This is a genomic window from Paraburkholderia sp. BL27I4N3 (genome assembly GCF_003386115.1).
GTDB lineage: Bacteria > Pseudomonadota > Gammaproteobacteria > Burkholderiales > Burkholderiaceae > Paraburkholderia.
Genome location: NZ_QREJ01000001.1, coordinates 3240192 through 3262498, shown reverse-complemented (window position 1 = coordinate 3262498; position 22307 = coordinate 3240192). Strand labels below are relative to the sequence as shown.

Below are 22307 nucleotides of genomic sequence, written 5' to 3'. Positions count from 1 at the left end.
GTGCCGTCCAAAACAAGGAAAGCTCGCCAGCCCTTACGGGCGGCGCCTGCGGCGACAGGAGTCTGGCTTGACGGCTGAGGTCCTGGGCGGTTCGTCCACGACACATTCGTCACCGGTTCACGTGTCTCCAACGCTAACGATTTACCGCGCTTACGCGTTTTGCCATGCCTGATTTCCGCTTTCCGGACCGTCCTTCAGATTGCCGCGCCGAAGCCGCGTCCTCCTTGCTAGGCTTGAACGCCTGGTTCGTCGGGGAGGGTCTCTGATGGACTTCAGCTTCAATCTGAAGCGCACCGCCAATGCATCGGCATGGCGGGTGCTGCCCAATCGCTGGGACTTCGTCGCCTTCCCGCTGATCATCTGTGTGATCGCCATGGCGGCGATCGGCTTTCACGAGACCTTGGCGCCCATGTCGACGCTCAAGACTCAAGCCATCTCGCTCGATCCGGCGAACCTGCCTGAATATGCGATGCGCACCACGCTGCGCATGCTCGCCGCCATGGTCGCCTCGCTGATCTTCACGCTGGCGTATGGCACGCTGGCCGCCAAGAGCCGCCGCGCCGGCCTCGTGCTGGTGCCGATTCTCGACATCCTGCAGTCGGTGCCGGTGCTGGGCTACATTTCGTTTACGGTCACCTTTTTCCTGGCGATGTTTCCAGGCCGCGTGCTCGGCGCCGAACTCGCGGCGATCTTCGCGATCTTCACGAGCCAGGCGTGGAACATGACGTTCAGCTTCTATCAGTCGCTGCGCACGGTGCCGCGCGATCTGGACGAAGTCTCGCGCGGCTTTCACCTGACTTCATGGCAGCGCTTCTGGAAGCTGGAAGTCCCGTTCTCGATGCCGGGCCTCATCTGGAACATGATGATGTCGATGTCCGGCGGCTGGTTCTTCGTGGTCGCCTCCGAGGCGATCACGGTCGGCAACAGAACGATCATCCTGCCGGGCATCGGCGCCTACCTCGCGCAGGCGATCTCGGACAAGAACCTGCACGCGATCGGCTGGGTGATCCTCGCCATGACGGTCGTGATTCTCGCCTACGACCAGTTGCTGTTCCGCCCGCTCGTCGCGTGGGCCGACAAGTTCCGCATGGAAAACACCAGTTCGGGCGACGCGCCGGAATCGTGGCTGCTCGATCTGATTCGCCGCACCCGCCTGATCCACCGCTTGCTGGTGCCGCTCGGCTGGATGTTTGCCAAGGCCGCGCGCGTGCCGTTCCGGCTGCCGGCGTTCCAGGGGCCGCGCTTCCAGATTCCGCAGATGCAGAAGAGTTCGCGCGTCGGCGATATCGTGTGGGCAGCGCTGGTGCTGCTCACGACCGTCTACGTGGTGTATCGCGTCGTGATCTATGTGCGCACCGGCGTGTCGCTGGACGAAGTCTGGCACGTGTTCGTGCTCGGGCTGATCACGCTGCTGCGGGTGGTGGTGCTGATCGCGATCGCCTCCGTGATCTGGGTGCCGGTGGGTGTGCTGATCGGTTTGCGCCCGGCGCTTGCCGAGAAGATCCAGCCGCTCGCGCAGTTCCTCGCCGCGTTCCCGGCCAATCTGCTGTTCCCGGTGTTCGTGATCGCGATCGTGCGCTTCCATCTGAACCCGGATATCTGGTTGTCGCCGCTGATCGTGCTCGGCACCCAGTGGTATATCCTGTTCAACGTGATTGCCGGCGCGACCTCGTATCCGAACGACTATCGCGAGGCGGCCAAGAACTTCCACATTCGCGGCTGGCAGTGGTGGCGCCAGGCGATTCTGCCGGGCATTTTCCCGTACTACGTCACGGGCGCGATCACTGCGTCGGGCGGCGCGTGGAATGCGAGCATCGTTGCGGAATTCGTGCAGTGGGGCGACACCAAGGTGGCCGCGCACGGACTCGGCGCCTATATCGCGCAGTCCACCGCCGCGGGCGATTATCCGAAGATCATCGTGGGTATCGCCGTGATGTCCCTGTTCGTGACTCTGTTCAACCGCCTGCTGTGGCGTCCGATGTACGCCTACGCCGAAGCCAAGCTCCGGCTCGATTGAAGAAATAAAGGCAAAACGCGATGCAAAATCCTAAAGCTGCTATGACCGCCGCGCCGATCCAGATTCCGCCGAAGCCGCCGCGCCTTGGCGAAGAGATCCTGCGCGTCAAGGACGTGTGCCGCGGGTTCAACAAGTCGCAGGGCGAACTGCTCGTCCTCGACGACGCAAACCTGTCGCTGCGCGAAGGCGAGATCGTGGGATTGCTGGGCCGTTCGGGGTCGGGCAAGTCGACGCTGTTGCGCATCATCGCCGGTCTGATCGAGCCGACCGACGGCGAAGTCACCTATATGGGCAAGCCGCTCGACGGCCCCGCCAAGGGTGTCGCGATGGTGTTCCAGACGTTCGCGCTGTTCCCCTGGCTGACCGTGCTGCAAAACGTGGAAGCGGGTCTCGAAGCGCAAGGCGTCGGCGCGAGCGAACGGCGTACGCGCGCGCTGGCGGCGATCGACCTGATCGGTCTGGACGGTTTCGAAAACGCCTATCCGCGCGAGCTGTCGGGCGGCATGCGCCAGCGCGTCGGTTTTGCCCGCGCACTGGTGGTCGATCCCACGCTGCTGCTGATGGACGAGCCGTTTTCCGCGCTCGACGTGCTGACCGCCGAAACGCTGCGTACCGACCTGCTCGATCTGTGGACGCAAGGCCGCATGCCGATCAAGGCCGTGCTGATCGTCACGCACAACATCGAGGAGGCGGTGTTCATGTGCGACCGCATTCTGGTGTTGTCGTCGAATCCGGGCCGCGTGATCGCCGAGATCAAGGTGCCGTTCAAGCATCCGCGCAACCGTCTCGATCCGGCGTTCCGCAAGCTGGTGGACGACATCTACGCGAAGATGACCGCGCGTCAGACCGACGAAAAGACCCGGAAGGGGCTCGAGCTGCACAGCTGGCTGCCGCATGTGTCGACCAACCTGATGGCCGGTCTGATCGAAACGCTGGCCGCCGCGCCGTACCACGGCCGCGCCGACATGCCGGAAATCGCGCGCTCGCTGCACCTCGAGGTCGACGATCTGTTCCCGGTCGCTGAAGTGCTACAGCATCTCGGTTTCGCGGATATCCGCGAAGGCGACATTTTCCTGACACCGCCGGCGCGCGTGTTCTCCGAGTTCGGCACTCAGGAACGCAAGATGATGTTCGCCGAACATCTGCTGCGTCACGTGCCGCTCGCCGCGCGAATCAAGACGGTGCTCAACGAACGGCCGGGGCATCGCGCGCCGCGCGTGCGCTTCGAGCAGGAGCTGGAGGATTTTCTGTCGGACAGCGCCGCGGAAGAGACGCTCGACGCGGTCATCAACTGGGGCCGTTATGGCGAGATCTTCTCGTACAACGACCAGACCGAAATCTTCAGTCTGGAAGACGTGGAGTCTTGAGCGCGTCCGCGTTGCGCGTTTGAGTCGATCAAGACGCGTGAGGCCGGTTCGAAGCAAAAACGGCAGGGGCGACCCTGCCGTTTTTTCATTGCCGTGCGGTTATTGCAGACTGCCCCAGCGCGTGACGGCCGGTTCCGCGGACGCCCACTTCCAGCCCTTTTCCTGCTGACACGCGCTCGCCGTATACCAGTCCTCATGCGCGCTCGGTCCGTCGCCGTCCTGTACCGAGAAGACGAATTCCTTGCAGAGCGCGAGGGCCGAACCGAACGCGCGCGTCACGCGCACCTGGCCGTGGCCATTCTCGATCGGCAACGTGTGCTTGACCGCCCACGGCCTTGTCTCACCGACCGGCATGGCACCCGCCAACGCGGCGATCATGTTCTGCTGATCGGTGTGCATGACGCGCATGTAGTGGCCGACGGCCTCGTCGGTTGCAGCCTGCACGGCAATGCCGACACCGATGGCGATGGCCGGATTGGATGTCACCAGCCCGGACGCGACGCCCGCCGCCGCGCCGCTTGCCGCGCCGACCGACGAGCAGCCGCTCGTCAGCACACTTGCGCCGACGCACAGCGCGCCGGCCAGCACCAGCCGCAGCCGGCTGCCGGACCAGGCGGCGAGGCGCGGGCGGCGCGCTGTGAAGGCAGCCGTTTGCGAACGCGCCGTCATTGCAACGCGCCCCAACGTTCGGTAGCGGGTTCGGCCGACGCCCATTTCCAGTTGTCGCCGTCGCGGCAAATCGAAGCGACGTAAAACGCGCTGCTTGCCGGCACGTTCTTGGTGGCCGTCTGATCGACCGAGAAGACGATTTCCTTGCAGTCGAGCGCGCCCGCGCTGATCGTGCGGCTGACAGTAACGCGGCCGTGCTCGTCGTCTTCGATCGGCATCGAATGGGTCACACTCCACGGGGCGATTGCGCCGACGTCGAGCGGCCCGGCGATTTTGGCGATGCCGTCCTGGGTATTCTTGTGAACCACGCGTTCCGAGTACTGGACACCCGCACGCGCCGCGGCCACTGCGCCGAGACCGATGCCGGTCGCGACGGCCGCGTTGCTGGTGACTTTCGCCGCGAGCGCGGCGCCTGCGATACCGGCGCCGGCGGTCGCGCCTTCCGAATAGAGCGAGCTACAGCCGCTCAGCGCCGACGAGATCACCACGGCTAGAGCGACGAGCGCCGTTGCATTGGGACGTCCGCGCCCGGCTGTTCTTTTTGCCCATTCGGCCCACACCACACTTTTTTGCATTTCCCTGTCTCTGCTCCTGCAAGTGCCTTTCGTCCGCGCTCGATAACAGCTGCGCGAACGAGCAACACGCGTTCCCCACCTAGCAATGCGTGTGCCGCATTTTGCAGGATGCTATTTGTAATTGGCAGAGGGAAAATGCAAGCAATTGCAAAAGATGGTGCGAGACAAAAGGGTTTCTGTTTGGGCAGGCCCCATTTTGATTGGCGGTGCGAACGGATTTGACTTGCTTTTCAAGGCGCACGAAGCGCGCTTTCTGGCAGCGGTTGGCCAGCCGTTGAAGTCCGCGCGCAGCCAATCAATCCGGCACGCGAGGCACGCACTCACGCCGCTTCACTCCATGAGTGCTGCGGCATAAGTTTATTGGTCGGGGTCTTCTTCGGCGCTTTCGTCGCCGTAAGCGCTCAAGCGGTTGTACAAGGTTTTAAGACTCACGCCGAGCGCTTTGGCCGCGCGCCGTTTGTCGCCGCCGCAATATTTGAGCGTGCCGAGAATGATCTGCTTTTGCGCGTCGGCGAGCGGCGTGCCGATCCATACGCTCATCGCGTCGCCCTGCGTCGTCGGCTTTTTCACGCGCGACGCGAGATGCGGGTGCGGCAACTCCACGATCTTTTCCGCAAGAATGAATGCGCGATAGACCGCGTTCTTCAACTCGCGCACGTTGCCCGGCCATGACCAGGTGCGCAGCGTTTCAATCGAGCGCTTGCTGAAACTTTTGCTCGTGCCTTCCTGCTGATTCAGCAGCGCGAGGAAGTGTTGCGCGAGCAGTTCGCGGTCGTTCTCGCGCTCGCGCAGCGGCGGCGCGCGCAGCGGAAATACCGCGAGCCGGTACATGAGGTCTTCACGCAGACCGTTTTCCTTGACGGCCACCGCGGGGTCGCGATTGGTCGCGGCGATCACGCGCACGTTGCCGCTGATCAGGTCATTGCCGCCGACCCGATAGAAGGTGCCGGTTTCCAGCGCGCGCAGCAGCTTGACCTGACGGACCGGCGCCATCTCGGTAATTTCGTCGAGGAACAGCGTGCCGCCGTTCGCGTGTTCAAAGTAGCCGACGCGGCCCTGGACGGCGCCCGTGAAGCTGCCTTTCTCGTGGCCGAACAGTTCGGCCTCGATGAGTTCGTCGGGAATCGCGCCGCAATTCACCGCGACGAACGGTGCATCCTTGCGGTTGCTTTGATCGTGAATCGTGCGGGCGATCAGCTCCTTGCCGGTGCCCGATTCGCCGATGATCAACGCGGTCGCGTCAGTGCCCGCGACGCGCTCGATCTGCTGGTATAGATCCAGCATCACCGGCGACGAGCCATACAGCAAGCCGTACGATTTGAGTCCCACGATGCCGTCCGCGACGCGCTGCTTCGCCATTGCCGAAGCATTGCCTCCGCCGGTGACGGTGGGCGAGGCGAGGTCGATTGACGCCATAAACGGGGGTCCTGTGCAAATGAATGTGTTGTTACGGCGCGCAGGCCTGGAACGAGATTAACCAGCGAGGCCGCTATCTCTCAAACATTGATTTAACCACTTTGGCACCGTTTTCGGCAAACGATCTGAGGGTTGGAAAACTGCATGGACGTCCGATCGGTCGAAAGTGCCCGACTTGGGGTTTGCTTGCTACGAGCAAGGCGAACTTACCGGGCACGGCGTTTGCGAGACCGATCCGACACGCGTGTGCTTTTTCATGCGATCGCATGGCATATGTTGCGCTACGGCGGCGATCGGCATTCGCCAATTTGCAGCGTTATGCGCACTCGCCGGAACGCACACGCAACGCTGAACTCAGACCAGGAGTGAATGATGACTGACACCACGCAACAGCTTGCACTCGGCGGCCAGAAGATTGTCGAGGATCTGCGAGTGCTGCTGAAGGACTCGGAAGAAATGCTGCGCCTTGCCGCCAATGTGCCGGGCGAAGGCGTCGGCGTGTTGCGCGACAAACTCGGCACGCATGTCGAGACGCTGCAATCGGCGCTTGGCGACGCACAGCAGAATGCGCAACGGCGTTATCGAGCCGCCACCATCAATACCGAACGCTACGTGCGGCACAACCCGTGGCGTTCGATCGGCATTGCCGCGGGCGTCGGCTTTGTACTCGGCGTGCTCACCGCGCGCTAAGGCGCTTCCCAGTTTTAATCCGCTTCATGACGACAAGGAGTTCACGATGGCACGACCCAAGATCGGCATCTTCGGCGCACTGATGGCGCTCGGCGGCTTTCTGGCAGTGCGCTACGTGCAGCAGCGCAACCGCGCCGCGCAAGTCCCGGTGGGGCGCGAGTTGAATCGTTGGGAAAACGAGGGCGGTACGGTCGCGGCGCCGACCGCCAATCAGGCAACTACGGCGGGTAGCGCAAGCCCGAGCGCGCATGGCGCCAACGGCTCCGCTTACCCGAACGGCAACGGCGGCCCTTGGCCGTTCCCGCGTAGTTGAGCCACTTGTCCGCACTGCATCGCCGGCTCGCCGCAAGGACGGGCGGCGCCCGGTATGCATTGCTAATTTGTCTCCGTAAAGCCGTATAATAGGTAAATAAACAACAATGACGGTTTGGGCAGGCGGGTTTGCCCTCATATTGTTGCAAGATTGAATCAAGTCGTCCGGCTTGGCACGTTGGGTTGGAGTTGGTGGGTGCTCACATTAGCGCCCGCGGCAACGGCCAGGCGACAGGTCGGCGGCACGCATTTCAACATGCGCCTTTGCATGTTTTCCCACACCCACGCTTGCAGGCTTTCGAGACGCGATGCCACATGTACTGATTGTCGATGACGATGCCGGTACCCGCGAGGCACTTTCCGCCATCATCGGGGAAGACGGCCTGACCACCGCCACCGCGGGCGATTTGCGCGAAGCGCGCATTCAACTGGTCCGGCAGATGCCGGACGTCGTTTTTACGGACCTGAAGCTGCCGGACGGCAGCGGGGTCGACCTGTTCGAAGATCTGGATCCGCGCTCCGGCGTGGAAGTGATCGTGATTACCGGCCATGCCACGGTGGAGTCGGCCGTCAACGCGCTAAAGATGGGCGCGACCGATTATCTGGTCAAGCCGATCAACATGCAGCGCGTCAAGGCGATTCTTTCGCGCTTGCCGCGCGCCGGCGACCTGAAGGCGGAAATCGGCACGTTGCGCGGGGAACTGCGCCGCATGGGCCGCTTCGGCCTGATGCTCGGCAATTCGCCGGCCATGCAGGAGGTGTACGACCAGATCGGCCGCGTCGCGCCGACGGCGGCCTCGGTCATGCTGGTGGGCGAGTCGGGCACCGGCAAGGAAGTCGCCGCGCAGACGCTGCACCAGCTCAGCTTGCGTCGCAAGCACGCGTTCCTTGCGGTTAACTGCGGCGCGATTTCGCCGAACCTGATCGAATCGGAAATGTTCGGCCACGAGCGCGGCTCGTTCACCGGCGCGGATCGTCAGCACAAGGGCTATTTCGAGCGCGCGAACGGCGGCACGCTGTTCCTCGACGAAATCACCGAGATGCCGATCGAGTTGCAGGTGAAGTTGTTGCGCGTGCTGGAAACCGGCATGTTCATGCGGGTCGGCACGACCAAGGAAATCGAAACGGACGTGCGCCTGATTGCGGCGACCAACCGCGATCCCGAGCAGGCCGTGCTGGAAGGCAAGCTGCGGCTCGACTTGTACCACCGGTTGAACGTGTTTCCGATCAGCCTGCCGCCGTTGCGCGAGCGGGGCAAGGACGTGGAGCTGCTGGCCCAGGCTTTCCTCGACGAACTCAACGAACGCCACAGCACGAAGAAGCATTTCCCCGCAGCCGTGAAGGACATGCTGATGTCCTATCCGTGGCCGGGCAATGTGCGCGAATTGAAGAACTACGTGCAGCGCGCGCACATCATGTCCGGTACGGATTCGGACAGCACGGCAACGGTGCCGCTGCAGATCACGCTGTCGAAGCCCGCGGCCGGTACGGCGATCACGATTCCATTCGGCACGTCGCTCGCCGAAGCGGATCGTCAACTGATCCTGGCCACGCTTGAGCAGTGCGGCGGCGTGAAGACGCGAGCCGCCGAGATTCTCGGCATCAGCTTGAAGACGCTGTATAACCGCCTCGTCGAATACGGCAACGACGCACGTGAGGACGGCGACGCCGCCGACGAGTCGCGCGCACTGGGCGGCGCGGACGCTTAACGCGGCCAGCGCTGCTGGCACACCCGGCGCAGCCAGCCGGGGGCGCAACCGTAACGGCACAAGCCTTGCTGCGAACCAGTGAAACGCAAACGAGGATAAACAATATGCCGGACTACGCTGCCGCCCCCGCGCTTCCCCTGCCGATTCAGGCTCATCGTCCCGAGCCGATCGAGCCGCCGTCGCCGCCTCCGATTGCGCCGCCGAGTCCGGGCGAACCCGACACCATTCCGGTTCCAGGTCCCAGTCCCGATCCGAGTCCGCAACCGATCGAACCGATCGAGCCTGTCGCTCCGCCGATCGGCGATCCGCCGCCGCAGCCGACGCAAACGCCACAAGCCGGCCAGCGTCAGCCTTCGCAGCCGCCACGTATGCAACTCTGACACGTTCTTCGGTTGCGCCGCAGTACGGCGCGCCGAATTTATGTATTTGTTACAAAGCCGGCGCATCTTTTACCGGCAATTTACCCTCGCGACCCCTAGACTGTATTGGTGCCGCCGATCTGGCGGCGGGCTTCCCGTGGAGGCATGGATCATGAGACATCCAGCATTGCGACGTTCAGCGCGCCATTCGAAGCGCGACTCCCGGCCGGGCGGCAGCAAGGATAGTCCGCCGGAATTGCACGATCCGGCAGGACAGAACCGCGTCGCGCCCGATGCGCCGCCAGACGGCGAGCACAACCAGGGCGGCGTGCGTCAGGAAGGGCTGGAGTATCAGCGCGACCTCGGCTCGGAGCAGGACGCCTGAGCCGACTGACGGCCGGTAAGAGCGTTTCGGTTTCGTCATACAAAGCAGAACAAATTTCTTCGCGGCCGGGCGGCGTCGCGTGTTTTTGCTCGTCCGTCACATTTGCATACATTTTTATTTCTACGATTGTTAAAAACGGCACGCGACTTGCATGCACCTTTTCGACACATATCCGTATGCAACGAAACAACTGAACTAGGTGGAGCACCAATGAGCAGACTGATCGTGGTATCGAATCGTGTCGCGCCGACCCAGGAAGGCCGTCCCGCAGCGGGCGGTCTCGCGATCGGCGTGCTGGACGCGCTGAAGGAAAGCGGCGGGGTCTGGTTCGGCTGGAGCGGCGAGACGGTGAGTGAGCCCAGCGCTCCGGTGATAGAAAAACAAGGCAATGTGACGTACGCAACGGTGGGCCTGACCAAGCGCGACTACGACCAGTATTACCGCGGTTTTTCCAATGCGACGCTGTGGCCGACGTTCCACTATCGCAATGACCTGTCGCGCTACGACCGGCAGGAATACGCAGGCTATCAACGCGTCAACGCGACGCTCGCCAAGCAGCTCAAGGCACTGCTCAAGCCCGACGACATCATCTGGGTTCACGATTATCATCTGCTGCCGTTCGCGCGCTGCCTGCGCGAACTCGGCGTGAAGAATCCAATCGGCTTCTTCCTGCATATTCCGTTTCCGGTGCCGGAAGTGCTGCGCACGATTCCGCCGCACGAAGAACTGGTCAAGGCCATGTGCAGCTACGACGTGATCGGCTTCCAGACCGATGCGGATCGCCAGTCGTTCGTCGACTTTATCGAGCGCGGCCAGCATGGCACCTCGAGCGAGGACGGCATGGTGCACGCGTATAACCGCTTCCTGAAGGTGGGCGCGTATCCGATCGGGATCTATCCGGACGCGATCGCGAAGGCCGCCGAGCAGTTCACCGACCGTAAGCCGGTGCGCAGCCTGCGCGACGGCATGCGCGGACGCAAGCTGATCATGAGCGTCGACCGCCTCGATTATTCGAAGGGTCTGGTGGAGCGCTTCCAGGCGTTCGAGCGGTTGTTGCTGAACGCGCCGGGTTGGCACGGTCGCGTGTCGCTCGTGCAGATCGCGCCGCCAACGCGCGCCGACGTGACGACCTACCAGCGGATTCGTCAGACGCTCGAGGGCGAAGCGGGCCGCATCAACGGTCGCTTTGCGCAACTCGACTGGACGCCAATCCAGTACCTGAACCGCAAATACGAACGCAATCTTTTGATGGCGCTTTTCCGCCAGTCCCAGGTCGGCTATGTAACGCCGCTGCGCGACGGTATGAATCTCGTCGCAAAGGAGTACGTGGCGTCACAGGATCCGGCTGACCCGGGCGTATTGGTACTGTCGCAGTTTGCCGGCGCGGCCGAGCAGTTGCCTGGCGCACTCGTCGTCAATCCGTTCGATCTGTCGCAAATGGCCGAGGCGTTGGAACGCGCGCTCTCCATGCCGCTCGCCGAGCGTCAGGCACGTCATGCCGACATGATGGCGCCAATGCGCGAGAATAATCTGTCGGTGTGGCGCGACACCTTCCTCGCGGATTTGCGCAACGTCGCGACGGCATCGTCGGTGGCGGCCAAAGCGGTAAAGCGCGCTGACGTGACCGCGTCGTCGTTGCCGGAGTAACGGTCGCGCGGCTAGCGTTAGAGCCGCGCGTGCTGGTCACGTCATCTGATTGACGGTGTGAAAGTAGGAGCGCAGGGCGTGGCTCGCACAACGTGAGCCGCGCCCTTTTTGCGTTCGTGCGGCTGAGAAAATCCCTTGCGCTGGTCTCAGTCAGGCCGGTTGGACATTGGCACGATGCATGACGCGCATCGTGCTGATCACTGCGGCGACCGCCGAAAAACACGCGGCCACGTAGAGCGCAATGGTCGGTCCATGCTGTGGCGCGATGCCGAAGATCAGCGCGACCAGTGCCGCGCCGAGCGTCTGGCCGGTCAGGCGCGCGGTGCCGAGCATGCCGCTCGCGCCGCCGCTGCGCTCGCGCGGCGCGGCGGACAGCATGGTGCGATTGTTCGGCGACTGGAAGATGCCGAAGCCGGCGCCGCACAAGGCCATGCGCCAGGCGATTTGCATGGCGTCCGGATGCGCGCCGAGTGTGGCGAGCAGCAGCAACCCGGCGGTCATCGCGGCAAGTCCGACGCCGCCTAGCCATCCCGACGACACCTTGTCCGACAGTACGCCCGCAATCGGCGCCGCGATGATGATCACGGCAGGCCACGGCGTCATGAGCAGACCGGTTTCCACCTGCGACAAACCCAGCGAGTCCTGCAGCATGAACGGCAGCGACACGAAGGCGAGCATCTGCGCGCAGAACGAACAGACCGACGTGCCGATCGAGAGCGCGAAGATGGGAATCCTGAGCAAATCGATAGGCAGCAAGGGCGCGGGCTGCGTCAACTGACGGCGCACGAAGAAATAGCCGATCACCAGCGCGCCGAGCGCTTCCAGCGCGACGTAGCCGAATCCCTCGCCGTGGCCGAGTCCGTCGACGGCGAAGATCAGCAGGCCGAAGACGAACGCGTTCATCACCGCGCTCAAATAGTCGTACGGCGATTCGTGGCCGGGGTTCATCGGCAGCGCCTTGAAGCCGCCGACGATCGCCGCGATGCCGATCGGCACGTTGATGGCGAACAGCCACGGCCATGAGGCGACCGCGAGCACGCCGGACGCCACGGTCGGTCCCACCGCCGACGACACCGCGACCACCATCGCGTTGATGGAGACGCCACGTCCGAGCTGCGCGGGCGGATAGATCATGCGCACCAGCGCCGTATTCACGCTCATGATGCCTGCTGCGCCGAACCCCTGAATCACGCGAGCGAGCGCGAGAGTCGGCAGCGAAGTCGACAACGCGCAACCGAATGACGCCACCGTGAACAGGATCAGCCCGGCCAGATAAATGCGCCGGTAGCCGATGCGGTCGCCGAGCGAGGCGAGCGGCAACAGCGAGATGGTGATCGCGAGCTGATAGGCATTGACGACCCAGATCGAGCCGGCCGCGCTGGCGTGCAGGTTGCGCGCGATAGTCGGCAGCGCCACGTTGGCAATCGCGCTGTCGAGCACCGCGAGTGTGAGGGAGAGCGCGATAACCAGCATCGCCCAGTAGCGCTGCGGAATCGGCAAACCTTGTTCGGTGTCTTTGCGCAGCGATGTGTCGGGGGCGAGGGTGTCGGCCGCTTCGGCGGCGATGGTGCCGTCGGTGCTGTCCTTGCGCGGTGGTTGTGCGTGCATCGATTGTTCGAGTTGTAGTGGGGCGGTCCGCCGCTCGCGCGCGCCGCGTGCCGTCGTCGAGGAGCCGGCCGGCGCCGCCTGAGCGCGCCGGCCGGCGCGTCTTCCGCGTTATTTGAGTTCGTACAGGCCGGTGTGAGTGGTCGAGTCGAGTTCGTTCAGATGCGTCATGAAGCGCGCCACCGCGTTGGTGGTGTCCGCGTTGATCGGCAGATTCGGCACCCGCAGCGCGTGCAGACGGAAGATGTAGCGATGCGCCTTGTCGCCACGCGGCGGCGCGGCGCCGCCGAAGCCGACCGTGCCGTAGTCGTTGCGCACCTGCAGCGCGCCTTGCGGCAGCAGCGAGCCGTCCGCCTTGCCGGCGTTGCGCGGCAGCGAACGGGCGTCGCCCGGAATATTCACCACGACCCAGTGCCAGAACCCGCTGCCGGTGGGTGCGTCGGGATCGTGAACGGTGAGCGCGAAGCTTTGCGTGTCGGGGGGCGGCGCCTCCCAATGCAACGCAGGCGAGATGTTCTCGCCGTCCACGCCGAAGGCCTTGTCGTGATATTCGTGGGCTTTCGGCATGAAGCCGTTGGTGGGAAATTCGTCGGACCAGAGACGGAAATCTGCCATGGTGTGCCTCCCTTCTTGAGTGGTTCTGGGATGGTCGGGGCGTGCGGTCTTGCGGCCGGTTTGCAGGGCAGGGCGCCGTGCGGAAGTACCCCGAGTTAGCCAATCGAGTGTATCACCAGCGGCCTGAAGATTCGTGCGGGCCGGGCGGACTACAAGCGGCTTTCAGCCGCGTTCCTCGAAACTCGGCGCGTCGCTCTTCAGCCACTCGACGAGCCGCTGCAAGACACCTTCGATATCGCGATTGGCGCCACGCAAAGCGCATTCCCATATCACCGCGACGCGCCAGCCGCTGGCGAGCAGCGCCGCGCAAACCTTGTCGTCGTTGCTGCGATTGCGGCCGATCTTGTCGCGCCAGAATTCCGGCCGCGTTTGCGGCCATTTGAAAAGATGACAGTCGTGGCCGTGCCAGAAACAGCCGTGCACCAACACCACGGCGCGGTAGCGCGGTAAGACGATGTCCGGGCGTCCGGGCAGATCGCGCGCATCCAGCCGGAACCGAAAGCCCTGTCGATGCAACAGGCTGCGGATCAGAATTTCCGGTTTGGTGTTGCGACCGCGAATGCCGGACATCATCCGGCTGCGGGTGGCGCTATCGACGATGTCGACCATCTCTCTTCTAGCGCTTGAAGAGCGGGTCGGCGGGCCGGCTATTCACACCGACTGACCGTTCACGCGTAGAGCGAGAGGGTTTGCTTCGAAGCATGGCGAGTGTCCTCGGCGAGCAGGGCTTGCACGTGCGGCAGCATGATGCGCGCCACTTCGCGCATTACCGGCATCACGACGCTGTTGCCGAACTGCCGGTAGGCTTGCGTATCGCTCACCGGGATTCTGAAGGTATCGGGAAAGCCCATCAGCCGCGCGCATTCACGCGGCGTGAGACGGCGCGGGCGCAGCGACTCGCCCTGATAGACCAGGATCTCGGAGCCGTCCTTGTGATAACGCGCCGACAGCGTGCGCGTCACGCTGGTCGGATAAGCCATGCCGAAGCCGAAGCCGTTGCCCGCCGCACGATGTTTCTCCGCGTAGTTCTGCAGGTAAGTCCAGAGATTCGGCGTGAGGGTGTACTTGGGTTGCACGCGTCGGCCGGCGTGGTCGAAGAAACGGTCGTGGTCCCACGGCAGCACCGGCTCGCTGCCATCCGTGCGATGCAGAATCGAGCCGAGACGCGGGCCTTCTTCCGGCAGGCGCAGGTCGTCCCACGAAAACGAAGTCTTGCCGCGAAAGCCGACGATGATGATCCGCTCCCGATGCTGCGGCGTGAAATGCTGGCCGTCGACCACGCGATAGTGCACTTCGTAGCCGAGTTCGTCGCGCAAGGTTCGCAGGATCACGTCGAAGGTGCGGCCCTTGTCGTGCGAGAGCAGGTTCTTCACGTTCTCCAACAGGAACGCGGCGGGTCGTTTGGCGGCGATGATGCGCGCGACATCGAAAAAGAGCGTGCCCTGGGTCGTGCATTCGAAGCCGTGCGGCCGGCCCAGCGCATTCTTCTTGCTCACACCCGCGATCGAAAACGGCTGGCACGGGAAGCCGCCGAGCAACACGTCGTGGCTCGGCACGTCTTCAGCCGGAAACGAGACGATGTCGCCGATCAGCGCATGCTCGGCGCCGCCGGGGTAATTCTCGCGGTAGGTTCTGGTAGAAAAGTCGTTCCACTCGCTCGTAAAGACGCAGTCGCCGCCATGCGCCTCGAAACCCATGCGAATTCCGCCGATGCCGGCGAACAGGTCGATAAAGCGGAACTGAGCGTCGCCGCCCACGCTGCCGCGGGTTCGCACGCGGTTTCGCAGCAGATCGCGCAAGGCCGGTTCAAGCATCGCCGGGCACTGCGTTTCGCCTTTTTCCCAGCGACGTACCGTCTTGATGTCCTTGCCGACATGCGCGGCGATTTCGCGTTGAGTGAAGCGGGCGCGCGCTTGCTTGAGCAGTGCGAGCGGTGCGGCGACGGTCACGGGTGTCCTTGCTGGGAATTTTTGCGGACATTATGACCTAAGGTCGTCCCATTTCCCTATTTTTTGCGTAGCTTGGGCAGAAAATTTCGCGCGTTTGAAACACTGCACAGGCGAGTCCACGGCTAAATGCGGCTGTCACAGTTGCGCGTGTACGCTTATAACGTGACGCGAATTCCCCGCGTTGCGACGTGTTGAGGCCGCGACATGGTTCGCGGCCTTTTTTTAATCGCGCAAACGGAATGCCGCCGGCCCGGAACGAACCGGAGTTCAGGCGCTCAGCCGGTCAGACCCGGTGGCTGGTGCCGGCCGGGTAGGGCGGCGGGAACAACGCGGCGGAGGCCGGCGCCAATGCGTCCCAGGCCAGTTGAGGTTCAGCTTCGTACTGATCGAGCTGGAGCAGGAGGCTGTCGACCGTGCACAGTTGCGCGTGGGAAAGATTGCCGGCGTCGAGCAATTGGTACAGACGCTTGCGCCAATACCCGGCGGGCAGGATCGGGCCGCCCAGATCGCCGTGTAAAGACGGCCGCATCACCCGCGCAATATGGGTAATGTCGCGATCGATCAAAGCGGCTTGGGATGATCCCGAAACGGTGATGGCTGTGCGATCCATGGCGCCTCCTTGGCAGCTTTACGGCACGCCGCAGCGGGACTTTAGGCCTGTTTGAAAATATTTTCTTGCGATACGGTCTGAGGAAACCAAACCATGCGCGGGCACGGGCACACCCGTTGCTCACTACGGATACTGGCGTAATGTCGCGCCGGCATTCCAAATAGTGGAGCCGAACATGAACAAGGACCAGGTGAAGGGTGTGGCTGAGCAGGTTAAGGGCAAGGTCAACGAAGCAGTCGGCAAGGCCACGGACAACCCGGGCAAGGAAATCAAGGGCGATCTGCAACAAGGCGCGGGCAAGGTGCAAAAAGCCTATGGCGACGCGAAGGAAGACGCCAAGGACAATGCCAAGCGCAACGCGCCGTAATTTGGTTTGCGACGAGGGTCGACGGAAAAGGCGCTGCGGCGCCTTTTCCTTTTGCCGATGCCTTTGCGTCGCACACCGGACTTTTCTGCCGATGGCGGATTTTGCCTGGGAGTAACCCGGGGTTGGGGTCGGGAGCATTCCGCATGCCGTGCGCCGCCTTTAGACTTGGCGCATCCAAATACGGAGACGGCGCCCATGACACCCGAAAAAGTTCTTTCGATGTTCGAACGGCAATACCTCGAGGGCAAAACGCCCGTCGACCTGGAACAGACCTGTGCGAGCTTCGCCAGTTGGCTCGCGGCCGCCTGGGACTTGCTCGACGGCGAGCAGAAGACGCTGTTGCTGAGCGTCGGCGCGTCCTTGTGGCGCGAAGGTTATAACTCGCGCGCCGGCACCGCGACCAAGGATCTGTGGTGAATGCCGGTTAGCGTGCACGTTTTGCGTTCGCGAGCCGCCGGTTACGTCGGCTGTAAAACCTTGAGTGTCGATATACGCGTTGGGCCGCGCCCGCACGCGTTGCGCCGAGTCGGTTTATATTTGGCGATCCTGGGTTGGGATCTTCGCCACCGGTCGTCCGGCCGGCAGCGGACGCCCGATTCTCTTTTCAGCCGCCGCATTCGCACAAGGGTTACACCGTCAGATGACCGACCTATCCGCTTTTCCGATCACGAAGAAATGGCCTGCCGAGCATCCGGACCGGATTCAGCTTTACTCGCTGCCCACGCCCAACGGCGTGAAGGTGTCGATCATGCTCGAAGAAACGGGCTTGTCGTACGAGCCGCATCTCGTGCGCTTCGATACCAACGATCAGATGACGCCGGAGTTTCTGTCGCTCAGTCCGAACAACAAGATTCCGGCGATCATCGATCCGAATGGGCCTGACGGCAAGCCGTTGCCGCTGTTCGAATCCGGAGCGATCCTGATTTATCTCGCGGACAAGAGCGGCCAGTTGATTCCACAGAATGCCGCCGGCCGCTATGAGGCGATCCAGTGGGTGATGTTCCAGATGGGCGGCATCGGGCCGATGTTCGGCCAGGTGGGTTTCTTCCACAAGTTTGCCGGCAAAGAGTACGAAGACAAGCGTCCGCGCGACCGCTATATCGGCGAAGCGAAACGCTTGCTCGGCGTGTTGGACCGGCAACTCGAAGGACGTGACTGGATTCTGGGAGACGCGTACTCGATCGCCGATATCGCCACGTTTCCTTGGGTACGCAATCTGATCGGCTTCTATGAAGCAGGCGATCTCGTCGGCATTCAGGACTTCTCTAACGTGACGCGTGTGTTGGCCGCGTTCGTCGCACGTCCGGCCGTGGCGAAGGGACTGGATATTCCTAAGCGTCCGTCGTAATCGATTCATGCGGCCGGGCTGCGAGCTTCGTCGGTCGGCCGCCGTTAGCCTAAATCCGCCACGAGTTCTTTTGCGTGGATCTTGCGTTGCCTCTCTGTCTTCTGTCGTTCGCGTGGCGGCGCGTCGACCAAGTCATCATTGTCCGCGAAGTCCTCAACCATGTGATCGACGAATGCCCGCACTTTGTTTGCGGCGGGAGATAACGGTTTTGTCGATTGGGCAATAGAAAGTCTGTGCGTCATTTGCACTGATCGCCCGGCGCTCGTTGCATCCTCGAGTGGCTTTACGTAGAGCAGGTAGCTTTTACGACTATTGCCCAGCGAGAACGAAAACATTTCCGCGCCGTGGAGAAGCGAGATGATTTGTTGAACTTCTCATAGCCGAATCCTTACCAACCGTTTCAGAGCTTATGGGCTATCAATACCCGCGCGGCGAGCTATCCGCCCCGTCTTCTCCAAACAGGCATGAGTCACATTCAACACACCCGGATTGCCGGTCTCGACGGCTTGCGCGCGCTTTCCGTCATTGCCGTATTTCTTGCGCATACGGGTCTCGCAGGCGTCGTGGGCGGCGGGTATGTCGGCGTCGACGTATTCTTCGTCTTGAGCGGCTATCTGATCACGAGCCGGCTGATCGCGGAGCATCACCGTAACGGCCGCATCGATTTGCCGAGATTCTATTGGCGGCGCGCTCGCCGGCTTTACCCGGCCTTGTTACTGATGCTTGCCGGAGTCGCGCTCTATTGTCTGGTGTTTCCCGGTTCTTTGAGAGTGGAGTTTGAAGTCCTGCCCGCTTTCTTCTATGTAATGAACTGGGTCCGCGCGTTCGGCATTTACGACGCGCATCTCACGGGACATACGTGGACGCTCGCGATTGAAGAGCAGTTTTACCTCGTCTGGCCGCTCATCCTGTTGGGCGTGTTGAAATTCTGGCCACGTCGGCTCGTGCTCGCAGTCGCACTCCTCGCGGTTGCAGTGATCGCGTGGCGCTCGTTTCTGATGTCGCAGCACCTTTCGATGGCGCGCATTTACTGTGGCTTCGATACGCATTCCGACGGACTGCTGATGGGGGCTTTGCTGGCGGTGATGCCGCGCCAATGGACGGCTCGGGCCGGCAAGTTATGGCCCCTTGCCGTAGCCATTCTGTTGATCGTGACGTTGAGCGAAAACGCACTCGATTTTTCGTTGCTGGCGTGGGGTTACCCACTTACGCCGTTAGCCGCGGCGCTCATTATTGCGAAGGTCGTCACGGCGCAGCAGGCCGCGCTGGTGCGCTCGCTCGATATCGCACCTTTGGCTGGGCTCGGTCGAGTTTCGTACGGGTTTTACCTGTGGCACTACGTTGTCCTGCAGTCGATGCTTTACGGTGGGCATGAGAGGATGGGCGCATTTTTCGGTCGTTTCTCTCACCCGAATATCGCCATGGTGACGATCACTTTTGTCATATCAATGGCGCTCACGTTGGTCTCCTGGTTTGCCGTCGAAAAACCGGCGATGCGATTGCGGTTTCCGTGGCGGAGAAGCGCGGCGATGGCCTGAGTCGCCGCCGCGTCGAGAAACGGAGTCAGCCGCGAGTTGATTGCTTAAGCGGCGGTGTACGACGTGCCAAGTTGCACTGTTGCCTGTTCTAACGCCGAGAGGTGGTTCATGAATCTGGTTACGACGCTGCGCCGCGGGCATCTGCTGAAACATACCGATCTATCGGGAGTCGGTCTTGAGATAGGACCGTATGATCAGCCGACCGTGTTCAAGTCGGAAGCAGACGTGCGATATCTGGACTGGAAAGACAGGGAGCAACTGGTCCGGGAGTGCACGCACCCGGACATGATCGCCGACATACCCGAAATCGACTACGTGGTTCATTCGAATCGGTACGGCGAGTACATCAGCGATAAGTTCGACTACGTTATCGCGAATCATGTGATGGAGCACGCGCCCAACATGATTCAATGGCTGTCCGATCTATGCGACATGATGCGGCCTGGCGCAGTGCTGTTTCTTGCCCTGCCCGACAAGAAGTTCAGTTTCGACAAATACAGGCAGGACACGGCGTTAAGTCATTTCGTGGCCGAGTATGTCGCGAGTGTCGAGGACATCCCGCGTGAACATCAAATCGAATGCGAGATCTATTACGACGAAGCATTCGTCAACAAGCCGATGCACGTGGCCGATAAACTCGATATGAACCGTATCAGGCACAAGCTGCAGGCGCCTCCGCATGTGGGCATTCACAGCCACGTTTTCGAGAGCAGCACGATTGTTTCCAAAGTCCTGAAGCCGATCCTGATGATGGGTTTCTTCGAATTCAATCTCATCGATTTTGTGCCGGCGCGCGGTGAAACCGGCGGAGAGATGATCATTGTGCTTCGCAAGGAACCGCCTCGCGTTGAACTCACTACTGCGGAGTTCTACAGCGCCCCAGTGGATGCTGAGACAGCGGAGCGCCTCGCCGAGGCCGAGACAGCGCTTGCGGAAACGCGGCAGAAGTTTGTGGCGACACAGGAGCAGGTTGTGACGATGCAAGAGGCGGCTGCTGTTATGCAGGAGAAAGTTGTCGCGATGCAGGAGGAGATTGCTTCGAAGGATTCGACGATCAGGGCGCTGGAGTCGTCGACGTCGTGGCGGATCACGGCGCCGTTGCGCGCCGCGGTAACCAGGCTTCGAGGGCGTGGCTCGAAAGGGCGAAACATATCGTATTGAATGCGCGCGTGGGCTTGCTTTTCAATTCTCCACGTCTCCTGGCCGTCCCGCGATTGACTCGGATCGCCTTCGCTGGAGATGCTGGCACTGGCAATACCGCTTCTTTGTGTGATATTTGCTGAGACATCCTTCACCATTTATCGGAGAGGCCATGAAACCGATCAAATTGCGTGTGCCGCGCGAGGAAGCGGCCGATCTGCCGGACGATCTCACCGCGTGGGCGAGCGTGTCCGGTATCGATCCCGGACTGACCGTGTTGAGCGAGCCTGGGTCCGCGACCGACCGTAGTTCGCCGGTCTTGTATCAGATATACGTGAGTCAAAGCTTCTTCGAGCAGTTTCCGGAATGGCGCATGTATATCGAGCAGTAGCGGATGACGGTCCCAGGAAGTATGCGTTGCCGCCATGCGGGCAGAAATGCCGCGACCGTATGGCCGGCCGATTGCAACCATCATACGAAATCCCTGGTTATATTTGCCGATAGGTGTATGTAAGATAACAGTTCACATCAGCGCCCCGAGCGCGGTGTGTGTGTTTTGAGCCGCAGCATTGCTGCGGCTTTTTTTTGCCCGCGTTTTTGCGCAGTGGCTTGAGCGCGAATGGTGTTTTCCCTGGCGTTCGATTCTGGGGCACGGCGGTTGCGCGACCTTGGCTGCATACGCGGACCGCCGCGTCGGGAGAGTGATCATGCCTTGCCAATCCTATGCACCGTATCGCGGGTTCGAAATTGACGTTCAGGTCACGACCGGGAAGACGTTGTGTTTGCACAATGTCGGACGCCGGTACAAGGTGTCCTGGACTATCAGTTCGTCCAGTCAGCCCGCACAAAAGGTTGCAAGTTTTCCAGAGCAACTGGAATTCATGTCTGAGGTCGATGCGTTCAGGTATGCCGAGAAGCGTGCGCGGACGTTCATCGACTGCATGCTTTCGGGGAATTCGGCTGTTGCGTCCGGTCGTGATTGGGAGGGCGTTCGCGAGGACGCGCCGCGCGTTTGACGTTGATGTCTGCGTTTGGGCCGACGCGAGCGTTCGGCGGTGGCGTCTTGGCGATCGGCCGAGCTGGCCGGAAGGTCCTCGGGATTCTGTTTCCCTTGCGCGCCTCTGGCCGGCGGCGAAACGCGATGCCGGATGCCGCGTTCACGCATGTTACGATCTCCGCCGTCAGGCCGTCAGGCCGTCCGACGGACGGTACGCACACGCGGCACAACTGAGCGTTCAGCATGCCCATCAACTATCTTCGTGGCTTTACTGCACCGGAACGGACCGATGTGACCAACCGTCGTTTGGGGCGGTCGCTGGCATTTGTCGCCGGAGCGGCGAATGCGGGCGGATTTCTGGCCGTTGGTCAATACACTTCGCACATGTCCGGGATCGTCTCGTCGCTGGCCGATAATGCGGTGCTCGGGGAGGCAAGCCTTTTCGTTTCGGGGCTCAGTTCGCTTTTTTCGTTTCTTGTTGGCGCGGCTGCATCTGCCATCCTGATCAATTGGGGGCGTCGGCGGGATTTGCACAGCATCTACGCGACACCGCTTGCGATCGAGGCAATTCTGCTGCTGTGCTTCGGGTTGCTGGGCTCCAACCTTGAACACCATCGGGTTCTTTTCGTGCCTGCGACCGTCTGCGTCCTGTGCTTTGTCATGGGTCTACAGAATGCGATGATCACGAAAATTTCGCGATCGGAGATCCGTACGACCCACGTCACCGGCCTGGTTACGGATGTCGGCATCGAACTGGGCAAAATGCTCTACTGGAATACACGGTCGATTGCAGGGGAAGAGGCCGTTAGGGCGGACAAGCAGAAGCTCGCGCTGCTCGGTTCGCTGCTTCTTTCGTTTATTGCCGGCGGTCTGGCGGGGGCCATCGGTTTCAAATATCTCGGATTTATATCGAGCGTGCCGCTCGCTATCGTTCTGCTCACGCTAGCCGTTGTGCCTCTGGTCGATGACGTGCGTGGTACGCGCTGCTAGTG

The 22307-nt window shown here is 61.9% G+C and carries 25 protein-coding genes; 16 read left to right on the top strand and 9 right to left on the bottom strand.

Annotation, left to right across the window (positions count from 1 at the left end):
- Positions 1-265: 265 nt before the first annotated feature.
- Positions 266-2017, top strand: a complete 1752-nt coding sequence (locus tag B0G71_RS14885; RefSeq protein ID WP_116142550.1) for an ABC transporter permease subunit — start codon at positions 266-268, stop codon at positions 2015-2017.
- A gap of 20 nt (positions 2018-2037) precedes the next feature.
- Positions 2038-3384 carry an AAA-associated domain-containing protein gene (locus B0G71_RS14880; protein ID WP_106280048.1) on the top strand — a complete coding sequence of 449 codons (1347 nt, stop codon included), beginning with the start codon at positions 2038-2040 and terminating at the stop codon, positions 3382-3384.
- Between the two features lie 99 nt (positions 3385-3483).
- Here B0G71_RS14880 and B0G71_RS14875 read toward each other — a convergent pair whose 3' ends face one another.
- The 3 genes from B0G71_RS14875 to B0G71_RS14865 form a co-directional block, all read right to left on the bottom strand.
- A complete protein-coding gene (locus B0G71_RS14875; protein WP_258875602.1) occupies positions 3484-4053 on the bottom strand; it encodes a hypothetical protein in 570 nt (189 codons plus the stop codon).
- Complete coding sequence (locus B0G71_RS14870; protein WP_116142549.1) at positions 4050-4628, bottom strand: hypothetical protein; 579 nt, start codon at positions 4626-4628, stop codon at positions 4050-4052. The genes B0G71_RS14875 and B0G71_RS14870 overlap by 4 nt, the downstream gene beginning before the upstream one ends.
- 357 nt (positions 4629-4985) lie before the next feature.
- The gene (locus B0G71_RS14865; protein ID WP_116142548.1) at positions 4986-6044 is read right to left on the bottom strand and encodes a sigma-54-dependent Fis family transcriptional regulator; all 1059 of its coding nucleotides are present in this window, start codon (positions 6042-6044) and stop codon (positions 4986-4988) included.
- A gap of 372 nt (positions 6045-6416) precedes the next feature.
- On the opposite strand from B0G71_RS14865, the gene B0G71_RS14860 reads away from it, so the two are divergent.
- The 6 genes from B0G71_RS14860 to otsA all read left to right on the top strand — a co-directional run bounded on the left by B0G71_RS14860 (position 6417) and on the right by otsA (position 11146).
- The gene (locus tag B0G71_RS14860) at positions 6417-6734 is read left to right on the top strand and encodes a YqjD family protein (RefSeq protein ID WP_116142547.1); all 318 of its coding nucleotides are present in this window, start codon (positions 6417-6419) and stop codon (positions 6732-6734) included.
- A gap of 46 nt (positions 6735-6780) precedes the next feature.
- On the top strand, positions 6781-7047 hold the full coding sequence (locus B0G71_RS14855; RefSeq protein WP_116142546.1) for a hypothetical protein: 267 nt from the start codon (positions 6781-6783) through the stop codon (positions 7045-7047).
- Between the two features lie 307 nt (positions 7048-7354).
- Positions 7355-8755 carry a sigma-54 dependent transcriptional regulator gene (locus B0G71_RS14850; protein ID WP_106280057.1) on the top strand — a complete coding sequence of 467 codons (1401 nt, stop codon included), beginning with the start codon at positions 7355-7357 and terminating at the stop codon, positions 8753-8755.
- A gap of 104 nt (positions 8756-8859) precedes the next feature.
- Positions 8860-9135 carry a hypothetical protein gene (locus B0G71_RS14845; protein ID WP_116142545.1) on the top strand — a complete coding sequence of 92 codons (276 nt, stop codon included), beginning with the start codon at positions 8860-8862 and terminating at the stop codon, positions 9133-9135.
- Between the two features lie 151 nt (positions 9136-9286).
- Positions 9287-9499 (top strand): hypothetical protein, encoded by a 213-nt coding sequence (locus B0G71_RS14840; RefSeq protein WP_116142544.1) that lies wholly within the window; start codon positions 9287-9289, stop codon positions 9497-9499.
- Between the two features lie 210 nt (positions 9500-9709).
- Positions 9710-11146 (top strand): alpha,alpha-trehalose-phosphate synthase (UDP-forming), encoded by a 1437-nt coding sequence (gene otsA / locus B0G71_RS14835; RefSeq protein WP_116119294.1) that lies wholly within the window; start codon positions 9710-9712, stop codon positions 11144-11146.
- Between the two features lie 150 nt (positions 11147-11296).
- Here otsA and B0G71_RS14830 read toward each other — a convergent pair whose 3' ends face one another.
- The 5 genes from B0G71_RS14830 to B0G71_RS14810 form a co-directional block, all read right to left on the bottom strand.
- Positions 11297-12754 (bottom strand): MFS transporter, encoded by a 1458-nt coding sequence (locus B0G71_RS14830; RefSeq protein ID WP_116142543.1) that lies wholly within the window; start codon positions 12752-12754, stop codon positions 11297-11299.
- Positions 12755-12862: 108 nt separating this feature from the next.
- Positions 12863-13366 (bottom strand): YbhB/YbcL family Raf kinase inhibitor-like protein, encoded by a 504-nt coding sequence (locus B0G71_RS14825; protein ID WP_116142542.1) that lies wholly within the window; start codon positions 13364-13366, stop codon positions 12863-12865.
- Between the two features lie 162 nt (positions 13367-13528).
- The gene (locus B0G71_RS14820; protein WP_116142541.1) at positions 13529-13975 is read right to left on the bottom strand and encodes a very short patch repair endonuclease; all 447 of its coding nucleotides are present in this window, start codon (positions 13973-13975) and stop codon (positions 13529-13531) included.
- A gap of 59 nt (positions 13976-14034) precedes the next feature.
- Complete coding sequence (gene dcm, locus B0G71_RS14815) at positions 14035-15315, bottom strand: DNA (cytosine-5-)-methyltransferase (protein WP_116142540.1); 1281 nt, start codon at positions 15313-15315, stop codon at positions 14035-14037.
- A gap of 283 nt (positions 15316-15598) precedes the next feature.
- Complete coding sequence (locus tag B0G71_RS14810; RefSeq protein WP_116142539.1) at positions 15599-15925, bottom strand: hypothetical protein; 327 nt, start codon at positions 15923-15925, stop codon at positions 15599-15601.
- A gap of 175 nt (positions 15926-16100) precedes the next feature.
- On the opposite strand from B0G71_RS14810, the gene B0G71_RS14805 reads away from it, so the two are divergent.
- From B0G71_RS14805 to B0G71_RS14795, 3 genes are all read left to right on the top strand, one after another.
- Entirely contained in the window at positions 16101-16292 is a 192-nt protein-coding gene (locus tag B0G71_RS14805) for a CsbD family protein (protein WP_012432185.1), read from the top strand.
- A 195-nt stretch (positions 16293-16487) separates the two neighbouring features.
- Positions 16488-16709 carry a hypothetical protein gene (locus B0G71_RS14800; protein ID WP_106280071.1) on the top strand — a complete coding sequence of 74 codons (222 nt, stop codon included), beginning with the start codon at positions 16488-16490 and terminating at the stop codon, positions 16707-16709.
- Positions 16710-16932: 223 nt separating this feature from the next.
- Positions 16933-17640 carry a glutathione S-transferase N-terminal domain-containing protein gene (locus B0G71_RS14795; protein WP_116142538.1) on the top strand — a complete coding sequence of 236 codons (708 nt, stop codon included), beginning with the start codon at positions 16933-16935 and terminating at the stop codon, positions 17638-17640.
- A 44-nt stretch (positions 17641-17684) separates the two neighbouring features.
- Here the strand turns inward: B0G71_RS14795 and B0G71_RS14790 are convergent, their stop codons facing one another.
- Complete coding sequence (locus B0G71_RS14790) at positions 17685-17975, bottom strand: hypothetical protein (protein ID WP_116142537.1); 291 nt, start codon at positions 17973-17975, stop codon at positions 17685-17687.
- A 129-nt stretch (positions 17976-18104) separates the two neighbouring features.
- Here B0G71_RS14790 and B0G71_RS14785 point away from each other — a divergent pair, with 129 nt between their 5' ends.
- From B0G71_RS14785 to B0G71_RS14765, 5 genes are all read left to right on the top strand, one after another.
- On the top strand, positions 18105-19178 hold the full coding sequence (locus B0G71_RS14785) for an acyltransferase (protein ID WP_116142536.1): 1074 nt from the start codon (positions 18105-18107) through the stop codon (positions 19176-19178).
- Between the two features lie 108 nt (positions 19179-19286).
- Positions 19287-20339, top strand: a complete 1053-nt coding sequence (locus B0G71_RS14780) for a methyltransferase domain-containing protein (protein WP_116142535.1) — start codon at positions 19287-19289, stop codon at positions 20337-20339.
- A 151-nt stretch (positions 20340-20490) separates the two neighbouring features.
- Positions 20491-20709: a hypothetical protein gene (locus B0G71_RS14775; protein ID WP_106280077.1), complete on the top strand. Its 219-nt coding sequence runs from the start codon at positions 20491-20493 to the stop codon at positions 20707-20709.
- 178 nt (positions 20710-20887) lie between these two features.
- Positions 20888-21334, top strand: coding sequence for a hypothetical protein (locus tag B0G71_RS41360; protein ID WP_181916775.1), 447 nt, complete (start codon positions 20888-20890; stop codon positions 21332-21334).
- A gap of 224 nt (positions 21335-21558) precedes the next feature.
- The gene (locus B0G71_RS14765) at positions 21559-22305 is read left to right on the top strand and encodes a YoaK family protein (protein WP_116142534.1); all 747 of its coding nucleotides are present in this window, start codon (positions 21559-21561) and stop codon (positions 22303-22305) included.
- Positions 22306-22307 lie beyond the last annotated feature (2 nt).

Excerpts from the sequence above, each read along its gene's own strand:
- B0G71_RS14885 (WP_116142550.1), top strand. The coding sequence starts at position 266 with ATGGACTTCAGCTTCAATCTGAAGCGCACCGCCAATGCATCGGCATGG.
- B0G71_RS14880 (WP_106280048.1), top strand. The coding sequence starts at position 2,038 with ATGCAAAATCCTAAAGCTGCTATGACCGCCGCGCCGATCCAGATTCCG.
- B0G71_RS14875 (WP_258875602.1), bottom strand. The coding sequence starts at position 4,053 with ATGACGGCGCGTTCGCAAACGGCTGCCTTCACAGCGCGCCGCCCGCGC.
- B0G71_RS14870 (WP_116142549.1), bottom strand. The coding sequence starts at position 4,628 with ATGCAAAAAAGTGTGGTGTGGGCCGAATGGGCAAAAAGAACAGCCGGG.
- B0G71_RS14865 (WP_116142548.1), bottom strand. The coding sequence starts at position 6,044 with ATGGCGTCAATCGACCTCGCCTCGCCCACCGTCACCGGCGGAGGCAAT.
- B0G71_RS14860 (WP_116142547.1), top strand. The coding sequence starts at position 6,417 with ATGACTGACACCACGCAACAGCTTGCACTCGGCGGCCAGAAGATTGTC.
- B0G71_RS14855 (WP_116142546.1), top strand. The coding sequence starts at position 6,781 with ATGGCACGACCCAAGATCGGCATCTTCGGCGCACTGATGGCGCTCGGC.
- B0G71_RS14850 (WP_106280057.1), top strand. The coding sequence starts at position 7,355 with ATGCCACATGTACTGATTGTCGATGACGATGCCGGTACCCGCGAGGCA.
- B0G71_RS14845 (WP_116142545.1), top strand. The coding sequence starts at position 8,860 with ATGCCGGACTACGCTGCCGCCCCCGCGCTTCCCCTGCCGATTCAGGCT.
- B0G71_RS14840 (WP_116142544.1), top strand. The coding sequence starts at position 9,287 with ATGAGACATCCAGCATTGCGACGTTCAGCGCGCCATTCGAAGCGCGAC.
- otsA (WP_116119294.1), top strand. The coding sequence starts at position 9,710 with ATGAGCAGACTGATCGTGGTATCGAATCGTGTCGCGCCGACCCAGGAA.
- B0G71_RS14830 (WP_116142543.1), bottom strand. The coding sequence starts at position 12,754 with ATGCACGCACAACCACCGCGCAAGGACAGCACCGACGGCACCATCGCC.
- B0G71_RS14825 (WP_116142542.1), bottom strand. The coding sequence starts at position 13,366 with ATGGCAGATTTCCGTCTCTGGTCCGACGAATTTCCCACCAACGGCTTC.
- B0G71_RS14820 (WP_116142541.1), bottom strand. The coding sequence starts at position 13,975 with ATGGTCGACATCGTCGATAGCGCCACCCGCAGCCGGATGATGTCCGGC.
- B0G71_RS14810 (WP_116142539.1), bottom strand. The coding sequence starts at position 15,925 with ATGGATCGCACAGCCATCACCGTTTCGGGATCATCCCAAGCCGCTTTG.
- B0G71_RS14805 (WP_012432185.1), top strand. The coding sequence starts at position 16,101 with ATGAACAAGGACCAGGTGAAGGGTGTGGCTGAGCAGGTTAAGGGCAAG.
- B0G71_RS14800 (WP_106280071.1), top strand. The coding sequence starts at position 16,488 with ATGACACCCGAAAAAGTTCTTTCGATGTTCGAACGGCAATACCTCGAG.
- B0G71_RS14795 (WP_116142538.1), top strand. The coding sequence starts at position 16,933 with ATGACCGACCTATCCGCTTTTCCGATCACGAAGAAATGGCCTGCCGAG.
- B0G71_RS14790 (WP_116142537.1), bottom strand. The coding sequence starts at position 17,975 with ATGTTTTCGTTCTCGCTGGGCAATAGTCGTAAAAGCTACCTGCTCTAC.
- B0G71_RS14785 (WP_116142536.1), top strand. The coding sequence starts at position 18,105 with ATGAGTCACATTCAACACACCCGGATTGCCGGTCTCGACGGCTTGCGC.
- B0G71_RS14780 (WP_116142535.1), top strand. The coding sequence starts at position 19,287 with ATGAATCTGGTTACGACGCTGCGCCGCGGGCATCTGCTGAAACATACC.
- B0G71_RS14775 (WP_106280077.1), top strand. The coding sequence starts at position 20,491 with ATGAAACCGATCAAATTGCGTGTGCCGCGCGAGGAAGCGGCCGATCTG.
- B0G71_RS14765 (WP_116142534.1), top strand. The coding sequence starts at position 21,559 with ATGCCCATCAACTATCTTCGTGGCTTTACTGCACCGGAACGGACCGAT.